We start from the raw sequence: 4,058 nt of genomic DNA on the forward strand, positions 1-4,058 counted from the left end.
GATTGGCCGAGCGCCGCCTGGCCGGCGGGCGGGCCGTAGACGTCGCGGGCGCGGCGGATGAAGGCCGAGACCATCAGGCGCACCGCCTCGTTGAACACCACGCCGATCGCGGCCTGGAGCAGGCGGGAATGGAATTCGAAATCGACGAAGAAATCGACCAGGCAGCCCCGTTCGTCGGGCGTGAAGGTCCAGACATTGTTCAGATAGCGGAAGGGCCCCTTTTCGTAGCGCACGCCGATGCGTCCGGGACGGTCGAGGGTCACGCGGCTGGTGAAGCTCTCGCGGAACGGGCCGAAGCCGATCGTCAGGTCCGCGACCAGTTCGGTGGCCGTCTGGGTGCGGACCCGCGCATTGACGCACCAGGGCAGGAAGAGCGGGTATTTGCCGACATCGGCCACCAGGTCGAATAATTGTTCCGCCGAATAGGCGATGAGGCGGCGTTCCGCGTGGGTCGGCATCAGGAGGGCTCCGCCCTGGAATCCTGGTCGGAGACCGCGCCGCCGCCCAGGCGCGCCGCGCGCGCGGCGCGCAGTTCGGTGAAGTCGGAATCGGCGTGGTAGGAGGAACGGGTCAGCGGCGAGGCGCTGACCTGCAGGAAGCCCTTGGCGCGGGCCATGGCCGCGTAGTCGGCGAATTCGTCGGGCGTGACGAAATGCCGCACGGCGGCATGCTTGGCCGTCGGCTGCAGATACTGCCCCATCGTGATGAAATCGACGTCGGCGACGCGCAGATCGTCCATCACCTGCAGGATTTCGGGCCGTTCCTCGCCCAGTCCGACCATCAGGCCGGATTTGGTGAAGATCGACGGATCGAGGCGCTTGACGTCGTCGAGCAGGCGCAGCGACTGGTAATAGCGCGCGCCCGGCCGGATGGAGGGATAGAGCCGCGGCACGGTTTCGAGATTATGGTTGAACACGTCGGGCCGCGCGGCCACCACGACGTCGAGCGCGCCGGGCTTGCGCAGGAAATCGGGGGTGAGGATTTCGATCGTGGTGCCGGGCGACGCGGCGCGGATCGCCGTGATGACGCGGGCGAAATGACGGGCCCCGCCATCGGGCAGGTCGTCGCGATCGACCGAGGTGACGACCACGTGGCGCAGCCCGAGCGTCGCGACAGCGTGGGCGACGCGGTCGGGCTCGCCGTCGTCGAGCGGGTTGGGCAGGCCGGTGGCGACGTTGCAGAAGGCGCAGGCGCGGGTGCAGATCTCGCCCATGATCATCATGGTGGCGTGGCGCTGCGACCAGCATTCGCCGATATTCGGGCAGGCCGCTTCCTCGCACACCGTGACCAGCTTCTGCTCGCGCATCAGGGCCCGGGTTTCGTGATAGACCGGATGGTTGGGCGCGCGGACCCTGATCCAGTCCGGCTTGCGCGCGATCGGGTTGTCGGGGCGGTGCGCCTTTTCGGGATGGCGGACGGGGGCGCCGCCCTTTCTATGGTCGATCAGCAGGCGCGTGGACATGGCGGCAGATCCCGGAGAACAACAGACAGCCAGAAGTGGAACGGCGCGGACGGGGCGTCAAGCGATCATGCCCCCTGCCCGCGTCGCGCCGATCACAAGCACCGGAGCCCTTGGCACCAAAGCGCTGGGCACCGAAGCCCCTGCCCCGCCGCGCGCGGCGCGGAAGGGACGCGGAAACAGGCCCCGGGCCGGGGGAACGGATCAGATATGGAGCGCCCCGTCATAGGCCGCGAGCACGGCCTCGTGCATCGTCTCGGAGATGGTCGGATGCGGGAAGATGGTTTCCTTCAACTCGGCCTCGGTCAATTCGGAGGTCCGGGCGATGGCGTAGCCCTGGATCATTTCCGTGACTTCGGCGCCGATCATGTGCGCGCCCAGCAATTCGCCGGTCTCGGCGTCGAAGACGGTCTTGACCAGGCCCTCGGGCTCGCCCATCGCGATGGCCTTGCCGTTGCCGATGAAGGGGAAGCGCCCGACGCGGACCTTGCGCCCGGTCGCCTTCGCGCGGGCCTCGGTCAGGCCGACCGACGCGACCTGCGGGCTGCAATAGGTGCAGCCCGGGACGTTGGCCGGGTCGATCGGGTGGACGTGGCGGCCGGCGATGGCCTCGACGCACAGCACGCCCTCGTGGCTGGCCTTGTGCGCCAGCCAGGGCGGGCCGGCCAGGTCGCCGATCGCGTAGACGCCCGGCTCGCCGGTGCGGCAGTGGGAGTCGATCGTGACATGGGTGCGGTCGACCTGTACCGCGGTGCCTTCCAGGCCGAGATTTTCCACATTGCCGACGATGCCGACCGCCGAGATGACGCGGTCGACCGTGATCTCCTGCGTCTTGCCGCCGGCCTCGACCGAAAGGGTGACGCTGTCGGCGTTCCTGCGGATCGCGCCGATCCTGGCGCTGGTCAGGAGGGTCATGCCCTGCTTGGCGAATGCCTTGTGGGCCAGCGCGCTGATCTCCTCGTCCTCGACCGGCAGGATGCGGTCGAGCACTTCGACGACCGTCACCTCGGCGCCCATGTTGCGGTAGAAGGAGGCGAATTCGATGCCGATCGCGCCCGAGCCCACCACCAGCAGGCTCTTGGGCATGGCGGTGGGCACCATGGCCTCGCGATAGGACCAGATCAGCCTGCCGTCGGGTTCGAGCCCCGGCAGGATCCGGGCGCGGGCGCCCGTCGCCAGGATGACGTGCGGCGCGGTCAGGGTTGCGACCGGATTGCCGTCCTTGGTGATTGCGACCTTGCGGCGCGTCCCGTCCGTGCCGTCGAGCCTGCCGAACCCGTCGAAGACCGCGACCTTGTTCTTCTTGAGCAGGTGGGCGACGCCGGCCGAAAGCTGGCCCGCGACCTTGCGCGAGCGCTTGACCACCTTGTCGAGGTCGAAGCGGATATTGTCGGCGCTGAAGCCGAATTCGCCGAGATGATGCAGCAAATGATTGATTTCGGAGGACCGCAGCAGCGCCTTGGTGGGGATGCAGCCCCAGTTGAGGCAGATGCCCCCGAGATGGTTGGCCTCGACCACCGCGGTGCTGAGGCCGAGCTGGGCGGCGCGGATCGCGGCGACATAGCCGCCGGGGCCGCCGCCGACGACGATGATGTCGAATTCTGTCTTGCTCATGAATCTAATCCCCGGAGCGGTGGGGGCGGGGCCCCCGGCCCCCCCCCCCCCCCCCACGCCAGTGTCCCGATTCCAAAATTCGCACGTGAATCCTGGAATCAAAAGGACACTGGAATCAATGTTCTAGTCTCCTGCCCTTCGGGCAGGACAAATATTCTAGTCTCCTGCCCTTCGGGCAGGACGCGGGGCGCCTCATGACCGCGCGTCATGATTGCGCGTCGTGACGATGGGCGTCAGACCACCAGGCTGAGCGGCGATTCGACGATCGCGCGGAAGGCCGAGACCCATTCCGCGGCGAGCGCGCCATCGACCACGCGATGATCGACCGACAGGGTGACGGTCATTACTGTCGCGATCGCGACCGCGCCGCCCTTGACCACGGCGCGCTTCTCGCCGGCCGCGATTGCCAGGATGGCGGCCTGCGGCGGGTTGATGATGGCCGAGAATTCCTTGACCCCGAACATGCCCATGTTGGAGATCGAGAAGGAACCGCCCTGGAATTCCTGAGGCTTGAGCTTGCCGGCGCGGGCGCGGGCGATCAGGTCCCTGGCCTCGGCGCTGATCTCGCGCAGCGACTTGCGGTCGGCATTGCGCAGGATCGGCGTGATCAGCCCGTCGGGCACCGAGACGGCGATCGAGACGTCGACATCGTCATAGAGGATCGTCGCGTCCTCGGTATAGGACGCGTTGACCTTGGGCACGCGGCGCAGGGTCAGCGCCGCCGCCTTGATCAGCATGTCGTTGACCGACAGCTTGAAGGCGTCGGGGCCTTCGGCGGGGGATGCGGCGTTGAGCCGGGCGCGCAGGTCGAGCAGCGCATCGAGTTCGACATCCACCGCCACGTAGAAATGCGGAATGGTCGATTTGGCCTCGGTCAGCCGGCGGGCGATGACCTTGCGCATCGTCGAGTTCGGCACCGCCTGGTGCGGGGCGGTGATTCCGGCGGCAGATGGGACGGCCGGCGGGGCGGCAGGCGCGGGCTTGG

At 67.9% G+C, this 4,058-nt stretch carries 4 protein-coding genes; all 4 read right to left on the bottom strand.

The annotated features are described in order from the left end of the window. On the bottom strand, positions 1 to 458 hold a 458-nt coding region (locus HUK84_RS11720; RefSeq protein WP_176640453.1), incomplete at its 3' end, for a type II toxin-antitoxin system RatA family toxin. Continuing rightward, positions 458 to 1,462, bottom strand: a complete 1,005-nt coding sequence (gene lipA, locus HUK84_RS11725) for a lipoyl synthase (protein ID WP_176640454.1) — start codon at positions 1,460 to 1,462, stop codon at positions 458 to 460. The genes lipA and HUK84_RS11720, both read right to left, overlap by 1 nt. A 201-nt stretch (positions 1,463 to 1,663) precedes the next feature. After that, a complete protein-coding gene (lpdA, locus tag HUK84_RS11730) occupies positions 1,664 to 3,073 on the bottom strand; it encodes a dihydrolipoyl dehydrogenase (RefSeq protein WP_176640455.1) in 1,410 nt (469 codons plus the stop codon). 233 nt (positions 3,074 to 3,306) lie between these two features. Continuing rightward, on the bottom strand, positions 3,307 to 4,058 hold a 752-nt coding region (locus tag HUK84_RS11735; protein ID WP_176640456.1), incomplete at its 5' end, for a 2-oxo acid dehydrogenase subunit E2.

This window comes from Nguyenibacter vanlangensis, assembly GCF_013376155.1.
In the GTDB taxonomy this organism is placed as follows: domain Bacteria; phylum Pseudomonadota; class Alphaproteobacteria; order Acetobacterales; family Acetobacteraceae; genus Gluconacetobacter; species Gluconacetobacter vanlangensis.